15 protein-coding genes are annotated in these 13,333 nt (G+C 49.0%); 7 read left to right on the forward strand and 8 right to left on the reverse strand.

What is annotated here, in order from left to right; translation table 11 throughout:
• Positions 1–9: 9 nt before the first annotated feature.
• Both Q8K39_RS04320 and pmbA read right to left on the reverse strand, forming a co-directional pair.
• Complete coding sequence (locus tag Q8K39_RS04320; RefSeq protein WP_186955427.1) at positions 10–1,101, reverse strand: TRAP transporter substrate-binding protein; 1,092 nt, start codon at positions 1,099–1,101, stop codon at positions 10–12.
• A gap of 406 nt (positions 1,102–1,507) precedes the next feature.
• Entirely contained in the window at positions 1,508–2,860 is a 1,353-nt protein-coding gene (pmbA, locus tag Q8K39_RS04325) for a metalloprotease PmbA (protein WP_305258443.1), read from the reverse strand.
• 189 nt (positions 2,861–3,049) lie between these two features.
• On the opposite strand from pmbA, the gene yjgA reads away from it, so the two are divergent.
• The 6 genes from yjgA to Q8K39_RS04355 are packed head-to-tail and all read left to right on the forward strand — an operon-like array spanning position 3,050 to position 6,261.
• Positions 3,050–3,664: a ribosome biogenesis factor YjgA gene (yjgA, locus tag Q8K39_RS04330; protein WP_305258444.1), complete on the forward strand. Its 615-nt coding sequence runs from the start codon at positions 3,050–3,052 to the stop codon at positions 3,662–3,664.
• Positions 3,645–4,295, forward strand: coding sequence for a molybdopterin adenylyltransferase (gene mog, locus Q8K39_RS04335; RefSeq protein WP_370868558.1), 651 nt, complete (start codon positions 3,645–3,647; stop codon positions 4,293–4,295). The genes yjgA and mog overlap by 20 nt, the downstream gene beginning before the upstream one ends.
• A gap of 19 nt (positions 4,296–4,314) precedes the next feature.
• Positions 4,315–4,857: a metal-dependent hydrolase gene (locus Q8K39_RS04340; protein WP_305258445.1), complete on the forward strand. Its 543-nt coding sequence runs from the start codon at positions 4,315–4,317 to the stop codon at positions 4,855–4,857.
• Complete coding sequence (locus Q8K39_RS04345; protein ID WP_305258446.1) at positions 4,854–5,531, forward strand: alpha/beta hydrolase; 678 nt, start codon at positions 4,854–4,856, stop codon at positions 5,529–5,531. Before Q8K39_RS04340 ends, Q8K39_RS04345 begins: the two co-directional genes overlap by 4 nt.
• Positions 5,528–5,839 carry a hypothetical protein gene (locus Q8K39_RS04350; RefSeq protein WP_305258447.1) on the forward strand — a complete coding sequence of 104 codons (312 nt, stop codon included), beginning with the start codon at positions 5,528–5,530 and terminating at the stop codon, positions 5,837–5,839. The genes Q8K39_RS04345 and Q8K39_RS04350 overlap by 4 nt, the downstream gene beginning before the upstream one ends.
• Entirely contained in the window at positions 5,773–6,261 is a 489-nt protein-coding gene (locus Q8K39_RS04355; protein WP_370868559.1) for a phytanoyl-CoA dioxygenase family protein, read from the forward strand. Before Q8K39_RS04350 ends, Q8K39_RS04355 begins: the two co-directional genes overlap by 67 nt.
• Here the strand turns inward: Q8K39_RS04355 and Q8K39_RS04360 are convergent.
• The gene (locus Q8K39_RS04360) at positions 6,258–6,800 is read right to left on the reverse strand and encodes a YaeQ family protein (protein WP_110253036.1); all 543 of its coding nucleotides are present in this window, start codon (positions 6,798–6,800) and stop codon (positions 6,258–6,260) included. The genes Q8K39_RS04355 and Q8K39_RS04360 overlap by 4 nt on opposite strands.
• On the reverse strand, positions 6,800–7,672 hold the full coding sequence (gene purU / locus Q8K39_RS04365; protein ID WP_186955434.1) for a formyltetrahydrofolate deformylase: 873 nt from the start codon (positions 7,670–7,672) through the stop codon (positions 6,800–6,802). The genes Q8K39_RS04360 and purU overlap by 1 nt, the downstream gene beginning before the upstream one ends.
• A gap of 260 nt (positions 7,673–7,932) precedes the next feature.
• Between purU and Q8K39_RS04370 the strand changes: the two genes are divergently transcribed.
• On the forward strand, positions 7,933–8,958 hold the full coding sequence (locus tag Q8K39_RS04370; RefSeq protein WP_305258448.1) for an NADP-dependent oxidoreductase: 1,026 nt from the start codon (positions 7,933–7,935) through the stop codon (positions 8,956–8,958).
• A 67-nt stretch (positions 8,959–9,025) separates the two neighbouring features.
• Here the strand turns inward: Q8K39_RS04370 and otnI are convergent, their stop codons facing one another.
• The 4 genes from otnI to ubiD form a co-directional block, all read right to left on the reverse strand.
• On the reverse strand, positions 9,026–9,817 hold the full coding sequence (gene otnI / locus Q8K39_RS04375) for a 2-oxo-tetronate isomerase (RefSeq protein WP_305258449.1): 792 nt from the start codon (positions 9,815–9,817) through the stop codon (positions 9,026–9,028).
• Positions 9,818–9,827: 10 nt separating this feature from the next.
• A complete protein-coding gene (locus Q8K39_RS04380) occupies positions 9,828–10,787 on the reverse strand; it encodes a bile acid:sodium symporter family protein (protein ID WP_305258450.1) in 960 nt (319 codons plus the stop codon).
• Between the two features lie 157 nt (positions 10,788–10,944).
• Positions 10,945–11,355 (reverse strand): thioesterase family protein, encoded by a 411-nt coding sequence (locus Q8K39_RS04385; protein ID WP_305258451.1) that lies wholly within the window; start codon positions 11,353–11,355, stop codon positions 10,945–10,947.
• Positions 11,356–11,435: 80 nt separating this feature from the next.
• Positions 11,436–12,920 carry a 4-hydroxy-3-polyprenylbenzoate decarboxylase gene (gene ubiD / locus Q8K39_RS04390; RefSeq protein ID WP_305258558.1) on the reverse strand — a complete coding sequence of 495 codons (1,485 nt, stop codon included), beginning with the start codon at positions 12,918–12,920 and terminating at the stop codon, positions 11,436–11,438.
• Between the last annotated feature and the right edge of the window lie 413 nt (positions 12,921–13,333).

The following is a 13,333-nucleotide window of genomic DNA, read 5'->3' on the forward strand; positions in this document are numbered from 1 at the left end:
AGATCAAGATTATTTCAAAGCCTTGCCAAAGTTAAATCGTGCAAAGGATTGCTCTGCAACGCCAAACCATTGACCCTGATTATTGCGGAAGTTGATCCAGTCTGTATAAACCTTGGCAAATTTAGGATTTTTTGCAACTTCTTCTGAAAAAGTTTCCTGAGCAGCTTTAAAGCAGGCATCCATGACCGGCTGTGGGAAAGGTTTCAGATTAATCTTTTGCGCCAGCAAACGCCCCAGAGCAGCCGGATTACGGGCATCGTACTTGGCTTGCATATCGTTATGTGCTTCGTGCGAAGCTGCCTCTATCGCTGCCTGATATTGCTTGGGTAACTTGTCCCATTCTTTTTTGCTGACGTAGAAAGACAATTGCGCACCGCCTTCCCACCAGCCGGGATAGTAATAAAACTTGGCAATCTTGTTGAAGCCCAGTTTTTCATCATCGTAAGGACCTACCCACTCTGCTGCATCTATCGTGCCCTTTTCCAATGCAGGGTAAATGTCGCCACCAGCAATCTGTTGAGGCACTGTGCCCAGTTTGGACAGCACGCGGCCAGCAAAGCCACCGACGCGAAATTTCAAGCCATTCAAATCTGCTGGCGTCTTGATTTCTTTACGGAACCAGCCGCCCATTTGGGTGCCAGTATTTCCGCCCAGGAAATTCACGACATTGTATTCAGCGAAAAATTCGCGCATCAACTTCATGCCATTACCATGCAGCATCCATGCAGTTTGTTGGCGTGAAGTCAGGCCAAATGGTACAGCTGTATCAAATGCAAATGTTGGGTCTTTACCAAAGTAATAATAAGATGCAGTATGCCCCATTTCCACCGTACCATTTTGCACGGCGTCTAAGACCGCAGTGCCAGGCACAATCTCACCGGCAGAAAACACTCGTATATTCAACTTCCCATCAGTCAATTCTTTGACACGTGCAGCGAAAACCTCGGATGCACCAAAAATGGTATCCAGACTTTTAGGGAAACTGGATGTCAAACGCCAATTAAGGGTAGGCAAAGCATCCGCAGCCAAGGCTGGTGCGGCGACCGCAGCGCCAACTGAAGCACTTGCTGCGGCTTTTTTAAGAAAGGAACGACGTTCCATACTATCTCCGATATTTTGAATAAAGACCTGAATTGCTCCCGGCCAGCACACTGATCAATGACATTTACGTCATTTACTAAAAACCGAAATCATTCTATGGGCGTAATCCTGGCCTAGCAATAAATGTTTATATTGCATTGCAACATTCGCAAGGACTCCAAGAAACCAGGACTGCTAAATTGTAGTTTTTTGAATACTTCAACAGCAATCTCTACCTATGCCAAGTTTCATATCACCAAGCAGAGCCTAAGTACTTTTACTGAGGGTGAATAACAACGGTTATTGTTACGAGTACGCAAATCTTGCTGAAGCAGGTAAAGCTTGAGAGCCCGGACGAAAAACCGGGCTGCATCAAATATATTGACGCAGCCCGGCATGTGTATTGCTTTTACTAACAAGTTGCCTGTCAGCTACCTGCTATTGTCATACTCTCGATAAGAATGGACCCAGTTTGCTTGCTACCACGTATTAAGCTGTCACTACCTACAGCAGCAATTTGCTGAAACATTTCGCGCATATTGCCAGCTATAGTAATTTCTTCTACCGCATACTGAATTACACCATTTTCCACCCAGTAACCAGAAGCACCTCGCGAATAGTCGCCAGTCACATAATTCACACCCTGCCCCATCAGCTCAGTCACCAGCAAGCCCGTGCCCATTTTTTTGAGCATACCAACAAAGTTGTCGGCCCGCTTGGTCAGACTTGATGTCAGGGACAGGTTATGTGACCCGCCGGCATTACCGGTAGTTTGCATGCCCAGTTTGCGGGCAGAATAAGTAGACAGGAAATAGCCTTGCAAGACGCCATCCGTGACAATATTGCGTTTTTGCGTCTTGACGCCTTCATCATCGAAAGGTGAAGAGCCGACTGCACCGATAACATGCGGATCTTCCTGCACCTGTATATGGGAAGGGAAAATTTTCGTACCCAGCGAATCCAGCAAGAAGCTGGACTTGCGATACAGGGCACCACCAGAAGTGGCCTGTACCAAGGCACCCAATAAGCCTGCAGCCAGCGGCGCCTCAAACAACACCGGGCATTTTCGGGTATCAAGCTTGCGGGCATTGAGTTTGGCCAGTGCGCGTTCAGCAGCATAACGGCCTATGGCTTCTGGCTCCGCCAGTTTTTTGGCATTGCGATGGGAAGAATACCAGTCATCCCTTTGCATTTTTGCGCCTCTGCCAGCGATAGGTGCGACCGAGATCGTGTGACGTGAGACAGGATAACCACCCATGAACCCACGCGAATTGGCCGCCACAAAATGTGATTGCTGTGCGTGTACGCTGGCACCTTCGCTATTCGTGATGCGCTTATCGACGGCAAAAGCTGCTGCCTCAGTGCGTTTTGCCAGTTCTATGGCCTCTTCGGCAGTGACAAGCCATGGGTAGCACATCTTGAGGTCGCGCGGCGCCATTTCCAGCAGATCTGCTTCAGGCAAGCCAGCACAATCATCTTCTGCAGTAAAGCGGGCAATATTGTAGGCTGCATCGACAGAATCTCGCAGGGCTTGCTCAGAAAAATCTGAGGTACTGGCATTGCCACGGCGTTGACCGATATACACGGTAATGCCTATACCCTTGTCGCGGTTTTGCTCTATGGTCTCTATCTTGCCCTTGCGCACGCTAATGGACAGGCCACCACCCTCACTGATTTCAACTGCCGCATCCGATGCCCCTTTTTCACGGGCGAAACGCAACATATCCTGCGCGATTTGCTTTAACTGGTCCTGGGTATGGGTAAAAACTGGTTTGCTCATGGATGGGGTTCTATGTATGTCAGTGCTAAATGACCAAATGGCCAAAGGGAAATATCCTAATTATTTACCTTGATTCACACCATATATGGGTCAATTATGAGTGAATCCAAGCTTGATTTTAGGTAATTCCAAGCTAAAAAGGGTATCATAGCAGCCGTTTCATTAAGTTAATAGTAAAGGCGCAGAATTATGCCAAATCCAAATCGCGGCTCATGTGGCTATCAGTCCAGTGAGTTCGAACCAGAATACGACCGCCCATCCAAATCCCAGTTGAAGCGCGAAATGACCGCCTTGCAGAAATTGGGGCAAGAATTGGTAGAACAGGCCCGCGAACGCGTCAAACGCGTACCGATGCCAGAAGATGTGCGTGAAGCCATCCTGATTTGCCAGCAAATCAAGGACCATGAAGGCCGCCGCCGCCAGATGCAATATGTAGGCAAAAAAATGCGCACTCTGGATGAAGCAGAAATTGCCCTAATCCAGAAAACCATCGACAGCTGGAAAGGTGCTTCAAAGTCTGAAACTGCCGCCATGCATGCGCTGGAGCGCCGCCGCGACAAATTGCTGGCAGATGACAATGCCCTGACAGAGCTGATGGCAGAACACCCTCAACTCGACGTACAGCAATTACGCACCATGATACGCAATGCCCGTAAAGAACAGGCAGAGAACAAGCCGCCCAAGGCTTATCGTGAAATCTTCCAGATTTTGAAAGATTTGCAAAAATCCAAGGCTGCAGCCAATGCGGACGAAGCGAATGACGCAGACCTGGATGAAGAAGACGATGAGTTTGATGACAAGTGAGTCCGAACAAATGACGGTAGCAAATGGCGAAAAACTCAAGATAGGCCTGGTATCAATCTCAGACCGCGCCTCTGCCGGCATTTATCAAGACCAGGGCTTGCCCGCCTTGCAGGAATGGTTTGGCAAGGCTCTCGCCAGCCCTTGGGAAATGGTGACACGCCTGATCCCGGATGAACGCGCAGCTATAGAACAGGCTTTGATTGCCCTGGTGGATGAAGAGCAATGCCACCTTGTCATCACCACGGGTGGCACAGGTCCATCCCGACGCGATGTCACGCCAGAAGCCACGCTGGCAGTCGCGACAAAGGAAATGCCAGGTTTTGGCGAACAGATGCGCCAGATAAGTCTACAGTTTGTACCGACTGCCATCCTGTCACGCCAGGTTGCCGTGGTACGCGAAACAGCAAATCACGCTGCATTGATTTTGAATCTGCCAGGCCAACCCAAATCAATCAAGGAAACCCTGGAGGGCTTGAAGAATGCAGAAGGCAAACAAGTCGTTGCTGGCATTTTTGCGGCAGTACCCTATTGCATAGACTTGATAGGCGGACCGTATATAGAGACGGATGACAGTATCTGCAAGGTTTTCCGCCCTAAGAACGCGATACGCGTCAAAAGTCCATCTGCCTGAACGGCAAACCCCGATTGCGATGGCGACCATACTGACGCATCCTGTTGTGCCACTTACTGTGGGTCTGATCCTGGGTCAGAAACGGCTGCCTTGGCCTCTTGTAATAGCCGGCATGCTGGCGGCGATCTTGCCTGATTTGGATGTCATTGCGTTCAAACTCGGCATTGCCTATGAATCGGCCTTTGGTCACCGTGGCTTCAGCCACTCCATCGTGTTTGCCATGCTGGTCGCCAGCCTCGCCAGCATCTTTCATACTCGCTTGCGTAGTTCTGTCCTAGTTTGCTGGCTGTTCATTGCCTTCGCCACCATCTCACACGGCCTGCTGGATGCACTAACGACAGGTGGCGAAGGTGTAGGATTTTTCTGGCCGCTCACGGAGGAACGTTATTTCTTCCCCTGGCAATTCATCAAAGTCTCGCCAATCGGCCTAAGTCGCTTTCTGACTGAGCGTGGCTGGCGTGTCATACAATCTGAATTATTGACAGTCTGGCTACCGTGCAGCTTCCTGGTGCTAACAGTCAAACTGACTACTTATTTTTCATCCTCCCGAAGACCATCATGACTCAAGACATTTTAGCGACTGTAGAAAGAGAAACTGCACCGAACCCTAGCGTTTCCATCATCTGGATGCATGGCCTGGGTGCTGACGGCAATGATTTTCTGTCGATAGTCAGGGAACTCGATTTGCAAAACTGCCCTGGCATACGGTTTGTCTTCCCAACTGCGCCGACGATGCCTATCACTTTTTACGATCGTTATGTCATGCGCGCATGGTATGACATTCTTGGTAAAGACTTGGCTGCACGTGAAGATGAAAACGGCTTGCGCGCATCACAAAAGCGCATTGAACAATTGATTGCCAGAGAAAATGCGCGCGGCATTCCATCAGATCACATTATTCTCGCGGGTTTCTCGCAAGGCTGCGCCATGACCTTGCAAACCGGCCTGCGGTACCCTGAAAAACTGGCAGGTTTGCTCTGCCTGTCAGGCTATCTGCCACTGCGTAATTTGCTTGCAGAAGAACGCCACGAAGCGAATACCGGAACACCCATCTTTCAGGCGCACGGCCAAGTGGACGACGTTATTCAAATTCAGCGCGCCAAAGAATCGCGCGATCTTTTACTGGCAGCAGGCTACCAGGTAGACTGGCATGAATATCTGATGGCACATCAAGTCTGCAAAGAAGAGCTTACTGACATCAGTCAGTGGCTAAAAAAAGTCTTGCAGGGAAAATGAACGAGACAATAGGCATCGATCAAAGCATCGCAGCAACCCTGGCTAGCCAGGGTTTTGTTATCTTGCGTGGGTTTCTTGAGCAAGCTGAACTGAGCAAACTAGAGCAAGCATGTCAGTCCATCACCAATGAATACGGCGTGCGCCAAGTTTTGCAAGCCAAACCAAATATAGCTCAGTCACTGCGCCATGGCAGAAAATTCAATCAGTCCTGGATGCTGCCGGAATATCTGCAGCAAAACCGGTGCGCAGCCTGTTCTTCAATAAAAATGCGGCGCATAACTGGTTGGTTCCGTGGCATCAGGATATGACTATTTGCGTGAATCAAAAAGTAGAGCTGGCTGGATATAGCAAATGGACGCTAAAAAATGGCGCACATCATGTCGAACCACCAACTGATGTGCTGGATAAGATGCTGACATTGCGCATCGCCATGGATGCCGCCAATCATGAGAATGCTGCATTGAAAGTGCTGGCTGGCAGTCATCGCCACGGCAAACTCAAAGGAACGCAACTGGATATTTATATGGAAAACGCGACAGAGGCTGACATGCACATTTGCACCATGCTGGCAGGCGATGTTTTGCTGATTAAACCCCTGCTCTTACATGCCTCTGAAAAAGCTATGAAAGCTGACCAGCGTAGAGTCTTACATCTGGAATTCAGTGCAACTGTACTGCCTGCACCCATGCACTGGGCAGAGGCAGAGCGGATCTCTGGCCCAAAAAATTAGGCAAAATCTTTCAGCGTTTCCAGGTCAATTTGCACGGAGGCGTCTCCAGCTGACATCCAGATTTGTCCATCCTGTATCGTGCATTGTAATTGCATATTGCGTTGCGCGAGTTTTTCCAGTGCCTGGCTTTGCTCTGAAGGCACGTTCATGACGCGCAAATTCTTGGCACGATCAAGGCGGCTATTCATTGCCTTCCACCAGATATCACTGGCACTGGCAAAACTGTAGACGATGACTTGCTCTGAACGGCCGCAAGCCTTTAACAAACGTCGGTCGTCCGGCTGGCCCACTTCTATCCACAGCTGTATGGCGTCGGTGTAATCCTTGAGCCAGATATCAGGCTCTTCTGTATCGGATATGCCTTTACCAAATTCCAGGCGTTCAGCCGCATGGATGGCGAAAGCCAGCACACGTATCATCATGCGCTCATCGGTCTCAGATGGATGACGGGCAATCGTCAGACTATGGTCGGCGTAATAGCCGCGGTCCATATCAGAGATATTCAAGTCGGCTTTATAAATGATGGATTTGAGTGCCATTATTTGAACACCACCGTTTTATGACCATTCAACAAAATGCGATGTTCAACAAAGCATTTGACGGCACGTGCCAATACCACGCATTCAACGTCGCGGCCTATGGCTGTCAGTGTTTCCGGTTCCATGGAATGATCGACGCGCTCCACATCCTGTTCAATAATCGGGCCTTCGTCCAGATCACCAGTCACAAAATGAGCGGTAGCACCTATCAGTTTGACGCCACGTTCATGCGCCTGATAATAAGGTTTTGCCCCCTTGAAGCTGGGCAGGAAAGAATGGTGGATATTAATCGCCTTGCCTTTCAGGGCATCACATAGTTGCGGCGACAATATCTGCATGTAGCGCGCCAGAACCACCAGTTCAATATCATTGCTGGCAACAATATCCAATACCTTTTGCTCCTGCGCCTGCTTGGCTTCTGCCGGTGCACCCGCTGCCAGTGGCAGATGGTGGAAAGGAATATTGTAGCTGGCCGCCAGTTGATAAAAGTCGGTATGGTTCGAGACGATGGCCTTGATTTCTACAGGCAGCAGACCGCTCTTGTAGCGGAACAGCAAATCATTCAGGCAATGGCCAATTTTGGATACCATCAGCATCACGCGTGGCTTGTGATGGGCATCATGCAATTGCCAGTTCATTTGCATATTCGCACCCAAAGCTGCAAATTCTTCACGCAAGGCACTGTCGCTGACGCTGGAATCTTCTACCGCAAAATGCACGCGCATGAAAAAAGTTGCAGATTGTGCATCGCCAAACTGGGCAGAATCGATAATATTACAGCCATGGTTGGCCAGGAAGCCCGATACGCTATGCACAATGCCGCGCTGATCGGGACAGGATAAAGTCAGGATATATTCTGGTCGTATGCTCATGATGTCTGTGTATAGGCCAGGATTTACTGTTTTCCATGGCCAGAAACAAATTAAATTCGTTGAATTGATTGCAAAGCTTAAAAATTAACCGCGTATTGTCGCATGATCAGTCGCATAATTCATAGAATCCGGCTTCAATTAAATAATCATAACAAAAAGCACGATCGTTCTAATTAGTGTATAGTCGTTCTTCTGGTAGCCCCACCCAAAAAAAATTGGTTCAGACAGCAGCAACCCAAGTACAACATTCTGGAGACAACATGAGCACACTCAGCAATCAACAATACCGCCTCGCCGCTCGCCCTGTCGGCAACCCCAAGCATAGCGACTGGAACTTTACGACAGAAGAAGTACGTGATATCACAGACGGTGAAATCATCGTACAAACCATCTATATCTCGCTGGACCCGGCTATGCGCGGCTGGATGAATGAAGGCAAGTCTTACATCCGCCCGGTTGCCATCAATGAAGTCATGCGTGCTGGTGGCATAGGTAAGGTGATTGCTTCCAAGTCCCCAAAATTTGCTGTCGGTGATTATGTCTCTGGTGGCACAGGTGTGCAGCAATACTGGGTAGGTGCGGCAGATGACAAAACGGCGGGCTTTTACAAGGTCAACCCAAAACTCGCCCCTCTGCCAAAATTCATGAATGCGCTGGGCATGCCTGGTATGACAGCTTATTTTGGCTTGCTCGATGTTGGTCAGCCAAAAACAGGTGAAACAGTGGTGGTATCCGGCGCAGCCGGTGCAGTTGGCCAGACTGTAGGCCAGGTCGCCAAACAAAAAGGTTGCCGCGTCGTTGGTATTGCCGGTGGCAAGGATAAATGCGATTTCGTCGTCAATGAACTGGGCTTTGATGCCTGTATAGACTACAAGTCAGGCTCAGTCAAAGATGGCTTGAAAGAACACTGCCCGAATGGCGTAGATATTTATTTTGATAATGTCGGCGGTGATATTCTTGACACCGTACTTACCCGTATCAATCTGAAAGCACGCATCATTATTTGCGGTGCAATCTCACAGTACAACAACACTACACCAGTCAAAGGCCCGGCCAACTACCTGTCGCTGCTGGTGAACCGCGCCCGCATGGAAGGTATCGTGGTATTTGACTACGCTGCCCGTTACGGTGAAGCAGTCGCTGAAATGGGTAAATGGATGGCTGAAGGAAAATTCCAGACTCGTGAAGATATCGTCAAGGGCATAGAAACCTTCCCTGATACCCTGATGATGCTGTTTGAAGGCAAAAACTTTGGCAAGCTGATATTGCAGGTAGGCGAAGAATAAGAATCCGGCGTTCTTTCTGATATACAAAAAGCAGTCGTGATGACTGCTTTTTTATTAAGCTACAAATTCATTTCAACCAGGGCCATACCCAGGATAAGCCCTCTGAAGTGCCCGCACGTGGCCTATACTCACAGCCTATCCAGCCCTGATAGCCAAGTTCATCAATCAAATCAAATAGATAAGGGTAATTCACTTCCCCAAGATCAGGTTCATGTCTATCCGGCACACCAGCTATCTGTATATGGCCAATACCAGCATGCAGGCGCGACATATCGCGGCGCAACTTGGTCGCGACATCACCCTCGACTATCTGGCAATGATAGATGTCAAATTGCACACGCAAATTCTCTACGCCTATCTCCAGGCAAATCTCTTGCGCCTCATCTTGCCTGTTCAAAAAATAACCGGGTATGTCACGGGTATTAATGGGTTCAATAACTATAGTAATGCCCTCCCTTGCAGCCAGCAAGGCAGCATAGGCAAGATTACGCAAATACACAGCCCTGTGCTTTTCCCTGTCTTGTTCAGGCTGTATCAATCCAGCCATGACATGCAAATGACGGTTACCCAACACTCGTGCATAGTCAAGCGAGGTACTGAAGGCTTGCTTGAATTCTTCTTCACGACCGGGCAAGGAGGCAATCCCGCGCTCTCCCAACGCCCAGTTGCCGGGGGCTGTATTGAACAGGACTTGCTCCAATCCATGTGCATTCAACAAATCACGCAACTCTGTGGCCGGGTATTCATAAGGGAACAAATATTCAACCGCCTTGAAACCATCTTTCGCTGCAGCGGCAAAACGCTCAGGAAAAGCAAACTCGGTATACATCATGCTGAGATTGGCAGCAAAACGAGGCATGTCTGACTCCTTATCTTTTGGCGTAATGTTGCGCCATGATGGCACAGACCATTAACTGTAACTGATGAAACAACATTAATGGCAATAAGACCATACCAACAGCATGGCTGGCAAATAAAACTTTGGCCATGGGTACACCACTGGCCAGACTTTTCTTGGAGCCGCAAAATACGATGGTGATTTCATCTTCCTTGCTAAATCCCAAACGGCGGCTGATGACAGTCGTCAATACCATGATAATTGCCAGCATCAGGGCGCTGATGCCCAATAAACTTGCCAGCATCAAAGGCGGTAGTTGTTGCCATAAGCCTTGCACGACTGCCTCACTGAAAGCAACATATACGACCAGCAAAATCGAACTCTGGTCCACCATCTTCAGCGTGCCGGCATATTTTTCCAGCCAGGCCAGCAACCAGGGCCTGGCAATCTGTCCCGCGACAAACGGCAATAATAATTGATAAACAATTTTCAACATCGCGTCCAGTGAGGAATGAGTCTCACCATGTGCGACCACAAGCAGGCTGACCAGCAAAGGCGTCAGGAATATCCCCAACATATTACTGGCCGAGGCACTACAGACCGCCGCAGGTACATTACCGCGGGCGACTGAAGTAAATGCGATTGAAGATTGTACCGTTGACGGCAACACACATAGAAAAAGTATGCCTATGTATAATTCAGGCGTCACCAGAAACAGGAGCAATGGCTTCAAGGCCACACCCATCAGAGGGAAGATGGCGAATGTACATACCATGACCAGCAAATGCAAACGCCAATGGGTAATGCCGGCCAGCACAGCCTGGCGCGACAACTTGGCACCGTGCATGAAGAATAGCAATGCGATCATGCCTACCGACAAATGATCGAAGCCTGATGCGATCACCCCGCGCGCAGGAAACAGGCTGGCCAGTGCGACCACACCAAACAACAGCAAAGTCATATTATCGGGTAAAAAACGCGGGCGTTTCATATGGGGAGAAGCAATAAGTGTGGGTGATTGATTGTACTTGAATAAACCACACTGTCTTGCGAGGGAGATCGCCTTAAGGAAAAAACGTAGTCTGACACCAACACATCCAAACTCTACATCCGGCGTGCGGAGTTATCAACGTCCATACAGTCGTAAGTTAGACTGCTGCAACCACTGCCGGTAAATAGATGTCGCAAAATTCTGCCGGCATGCGACGTGCGCGACCACTGCTAAGCTCTATGCATACCAAATCCCAGCGCCCCCTGAGTACCGTGGCACCGTCGCTATCACGTATCAATTGAAAACGCCTGTCCATGGTGAGTTTACCGTCGCTGGCAAACAACCAGGTTGCCAGCGTCAACGATTCACCGAGCAAGGTTGGCAAGACATAATCATATTCACCACGCCTGATCGCCATGGCGCGGTCGAGGCGATGGTAATCTGCCAGATTCAATCCCAACGCTTCAGAATGTCCCCACGCGACTTCTTCGCACCAGCGTACATAGACTGCATTGTTAGTGTGATTCAAACCATCGATATCACTTCCCTGCGGCTTCACTGACCGCATGAACGGTTGCGGGTAATCCCAATTTGTGGAAACACTCATATATATACATGCAAAAAATTTGATAACTGCAAGGATGTAATTTACAAACCCAGCTCTTGCCAGATTTGATCTACTTTCGCCTTTACTTCTGGCGTCATTTCTATGGTGGTGCCCCACTCACGGCTGGTCTCGCCAGGCCATTTATTGGTCGCATCTATGCCCATCTTGCTACCCAGGCCACTGACAGGTGAAGCAAAGTCCAGGTAATCAATCGGCGTATTGTCGACCAACGTTGTATCGCGCAAGGGATCTACTCGGGTAGTGATAGCCCAGATGACTTCTTTCCAGTCGCGGATATTGACATCTTCATCGACGACGATGATGAACTTGGTGTACATGAACTGCCGCAAAAAACTCCAGACACCAAACATGACGCGCTTGGCATGACCGGCATAGGCCTTTTTCATTTGCACAACGGCCATGCGATAACTACAACCTTCCGGAGGGAGGTAGAAGTCGGTAATTTCACTGAACTGTTTTTGCAATAATGGGATAAAAACTTCGTTCAGCGCCACACCAAGTATCGCTGGCTCATCTGGCGGCTTACCTGTATACGTAGAGTGGTAAATAGGATCGCGGCGCATGGTGATACGGTCTATGGTGAAGACCGGGAACCAGTCTTTCTCGTTGTAATAACCGGTGTGATCGCCATAGGGACCTTCCAGCGCATGTTCATAGCCGCTAGGATGATTTTCATCTGGATAAATATGCCCTTCCAGCACAATTTCTGCTGATGCGGGTATGCGCAATTCGCTACCGATCGCCTTCACCAATTCAGTACGACTGCCACGCAAGAGACCGGCAAACTGGTATTCAGATAAACTGTCTGGCACTGGTGTTACTGCACCTAATATAGTGGCCGGATCTGCACCAAGTGCAACGGCGATGGGATAAGGTTTGCCCTTATTGACGATGCCATGTTCACGAAAATCCAGCGCACCGCCACGATGTGCCAGCCAGCGCATAATGACTTTATTGCGACCCAATACTTGCTGTCTATAGATACCCAGATTCTGGCGTTTCTTATTGGGGCCTTTGGTAATGACCAGGCCCCAGGTGATCAAAGGTGCGACGTCGCCAGGCCAGCAATGCTGGATGGGTAAACGAGCAAGATCAACGTCATTACCTTCCCAGACTATTTCCTGACATTTAGCACCACGCAGTTCTTTGGGTGACATGTCCCAGACAGCTTTCACCAACGATCCCAGGCCCAGCATCTCTTTAAAACCCTTGGGGGGTTCTGGTTCTTTTAGCGCTGATAATACATGGCCTATCTGCCGCAATTCGCTCAGGTTTTCTGCACCCATGCCAAGTGCAACGCGGCGTGTCGAGCCAAATAAATTACCCAGCACTGGTATGGTATGTCCAACAGGTTTGGTAAATAAAAGAGCCGGACCTTCGGCACGCAAAGTGCGGTCGCAAATCTCTGTCATTTCCAAATGTGGCGAAACAGGCAAGTCCACCTGTTTTAGTTCGCCTTTTTCTTGCAGTTGAGAAATAAAATCTCTCAAATCAGAATATTTCATCATTTTTCGCTTTTTCGTATCTCTGCACTAGTCGCACTAGCAAATTCTGCCAAGTGCTTGATTTTATTCAACTTTGCTGCATCGCAGCACAATTCATTAGACATAAAAGTAATCAATTTTTCATTTGATAGTGTTGACTTGATATAAAACCGCCCCTACAATTCGCCCAACTTGATGAAGAGGTTAATGACTTCCGCCACTTTCGATGCAAAGAAAGTTTCGCCACACGGTAACATCATTCACGGGGATCGGGCCCCAACATAACATTGTAAGGATTGTTTTCAAAAGGCGTCTGCCTTAACCCGAAAATAGTTGTTTGTCACTGGACACACCATGACCAGATCTGACTGATCTGATTTGACAAACGACTCCGGCGTCTTGCGATCACACTTGTGACGAAGACGATGTTTCTG

It is taken from the genome of Undibacterium sp. (assembly GCF_030683615.1).
Taxonomy (GTDB): Bacteria; Pseudomonadota; Gammaproteobacteria; order Burkholderiales; family Burkholderiaceae_D; genus Undibacterium; species Undibacterium umbellatum.